The sequence below is a fragment of the Heyndrickxia coagulans DSM 1 = ATCC 7050 genome (assembly GCF_000290615.1).
Classification (GTDB): Bacteria; Bacillota; Bacilli; order Bacillales; family Bacillaceae_C; genus Weizmannia; species Weizmannia coagulans.
Genome location: NZ_ALAS01000183.1, coordinates 1 through 1,178 on the forward strand (window position 1 = coordinate 1; position 1,178 = coordinate 1,178).

2 rRNA genes and 1 pseudogene are annotated in these 1,178 nt (G+C 45.8%); 1 reads left to right on the forward strand and 2 read right to left on the reverse strand.

The annotated features are described in order from the left end of the window. Positions 1-250, forward strand: a pseudogene (locus IC21_RS17340) (hypothetical protein); the annotation flags it as partial. Between the two features lie 247 nt (positions 251-497). Here IC21_RS17340 and rrf read toward each other — a convergent pair. After that, positions 498-613: ribosomal RNA gene (gene rrf, locus IC21_RS09145) — 5S ribosomal RNA — on the reverse strand. 372 nt (positions 614-985) lie between these two features. After that, positions 986-1,178 (reverse strand): 23S ribosomal RNA (locus IC21_RS09150); the annotation flags it as partial.

Here is a 1,178-nt window from a genome sequence, read left to right on the forward strand (position 1 = left end):
GACTATGAAACCGATTTACATGTGTATGATCAACGTCTTTGTCCGTCAAGGGAAGGGGGAAGCCGGGCATGAAGATGGATTTAAAAGAGAATTGAGATATATTTTTAGTGCTGCCATTTTATTCCTGTTTCTTATCGTAGTTTTATATTTTAAAACCGTAAACAGTCTTTTCATTCCTCTTATTTTATTGATAGAGTTTACCGGAATTTCCGTCATTGATCATAAAATTAAAAAGGCGAAAAACAAATAATCCAGCCGGCTTGGTTCAGTTCACCTTGTTAGAAAATATGATCTATTTGGACACTAAAGGAGGAAACCGGAATGTTTGATGACGCACATGAAACTGAAGCCGATCTGTTTTTCCGGATATCATAACTGCAGCCATTTAAAAGAACAACTACTTCATTTGATGTGAGCGTTCCATTTAAAGGAAGACCAACTACCGGATTTATAAAGTGCATGAAAAAACCGCAGATCGTAATCTGCGGTTTGCTTTGGCCCGGCAACGTCCTACTCTCGCAGGGGGAAACCCCCAACTACCATCGGCGCTGGAAAGCTTAACTTCCGAGTTCGGGATGTGTTCGGGTGTGTCCTTTCCGCCATCATCACCGGACCTGTATTTTATTTGGGATGTGTTCCCTGAAAACCGGATGGGAGAAAAAACTGTAAACGGAGAATAGCTTTGGTTTCTAACTTTGAAAATTGTCTAGCTCCAGCGCCTATCGGCTAGCGTATTTCTGCGCTTTCTCCCTACGATAAGCGGGCATCGACTCGCCTTTAGGGCTCGTCGTGTTTCCTTTATCTCAGTCGAAAGCTCCGAAATCCGTACGCCGATGACCAAGGCGCTTCCGCTTTTCTATTGTCTAGCTCCGGTGCCTAGCCCCTCGAGGTCGAATAACCTGCCCGTCACGGAGCCAAAAGACGGCTCCATGCCGGTCAGAACATTCGCTTGTCGGGGCTAAACAAGGCACCTTCGCTTTTCTATTTGGTTAAGTCCTCGATCGATTAGTATCCGTCAGCTGCACGCGTCGCCGCGCTTCCACCCCGGACCTATCAACCTGATCATCTTTCAGGGATCTTACCAGTTAAAACTGTGGGAAATCTCATCTTGAGGGGGGCTTCATGCTTAGATGCTTTCAGCACTTATCCCTTCCGCACATAGCTACCCAGCGATGCCT